General features: G+C 54.0%; 1 rRNA gene. It reads right to left on the reverse strand.

Annotated elements, in window-relative coordinates:
• Window positions 1-49: 49 nt before the first annotated feature.
• Window positions 50-1,678 (reverse strand): 23S ribosomal RNA (locus AKG37_RS09315); the annotation flags it as partial.

The raw sequence follows: 1,678 nt of genomic DNA on the forward strand, positions 1-1,678 counted from the left end.
AATGTTCTCTCAAAACTAGATAACAACGTTCATGCTTCACATTAGAATATAGGTTAAGTCCTCGATCTATTAGTATCTGTCAGCTCCACGTGTCACCACGCTTCCACCTCAGACCTATCAACCTGATCATCTTTCAGGGATCTTACTTCCTTGCGGAATGGGAAATCTCATCTTGAGGGGGGCTTCATGCTTAGATGCTTTCAGCACTTATCCCGTCCGCACATAGCTACCCAGCGATGCCCTTGGCAGAACAACTGGTACACCAGCGGTGCGTCCATCCCGGTCCTCTCGTACTAAGGACAGCTCCTCTCAAATTTCCTGCGCCCGCGACGGATAGGGACCGAACTGTCTCACGACGTTCTGAACCCAGCTCGCGTACCGCTTTAATGGGCGAACAGCCCAACCCTTGGGACCGACTACAGCCCCAGGATGCGATGAGCCGACATCGAGGTGCCAAACCTCCCCGTCGATGTGGACTCTTGGGGGAGATAAGCCTGTTATCCCCGGGGTAGCTTTTATCCGTTGAGCGATGGCCCTTCCATGCGGAACCACCGGATCACTAAGCCCGACTTTCGTCCCTGCTCGACTTGTAGGTCTCGCAGTCAAGCTCCCTTGTGCCTTTACACTCTGCGAATGATTTCCAACCATTCTGAGGGAACCTTTGGGCGCCTCCGTTACATTTTAGGAGGCGACCGCCCCAGTCAAACTGCCCACCTGACACTGTCTCCCTGCCCGATAAGGGCAGCGGGTTAGAAGGTCAATACAGCCAGGGTAGTATCCCACCGATGCCTCCACCGAAGCTAGCGCTCCGGTTTCCAAGGCTCCTACCTATCCTGTACAAGCTGTACCAACATTCAATATCAGGCTGCAGTAAAGCTCCACGGGGTCTTTCCGTCCTGTCGCGGGTAACCTGCATCTTCACAGGTACTATAATTTCACCGAGTCTCTCGTTGAGACAGTGCCCAGATCGTTGCGCCTTTCGTGCGGGTCGGAACTTACCCGACAAGGAATTTCGCTACCTTAGGACCGTTATAGTTACGGCCGCCGTTTACTGGGGCTTCAATTCGCACCTTCGCTTACGCTAAGCGCTCCTCTTAACCTTCCAGCACCGGGCAGGCGTCAGCCCCTATACTTCGCCTTACGGCTTCGCAGAGACCTGTGTTTTTGCTAAACAGTCGCCTGGGCCTATTCACTGCGGCTTCTCGGGGCTTTAACACCCTAAGAAGCACCCCTTCTCCCGAAGTTACGGGGTCATTTTGCCGAGTTCCTTAACGAGAGTTCTCTCGATCACCTTAGGATTCTCTCCTCGCCTACCTGTGTCGGTTTGCGGTACGGGCACCTCTCACCTCGCTAGAGGCTTTTCTTGGCAGTGTGGAATCAGGAACTTCGCTACTAAATTTCGCTCGCCATCACAGCTCAGCCTTTACGGGAAACGGATTTGCCTATTTCCCAGCCTAACTGCTTGGACGCGGATATCCAATACCGCGCTTACCCTATCCTCCTGCGTCCCCCCATTGCTCAAATGGTGAGGAGGTGGTACAGGAATATCAACCTGTTGTCCATCGCCTACGCCTTTCGGCCTCGGCTTAGGTCCCGACTAACCCTGAGCGGACGAGCCTTCCTCAGGAAACCTTAGGCATTCGGTGGACGGGATTCTCACCCGTCTTTCGCTACTCAT

It is taken from the genome of Bacillus australimaris (genome assembly GCF_001307105.1).
Taxonomy (GTDB): Bacteria; Bacillota; Bacilli; order Bacillales; family Bacillaceae; genus Bacillus; species Bacillus australimaris.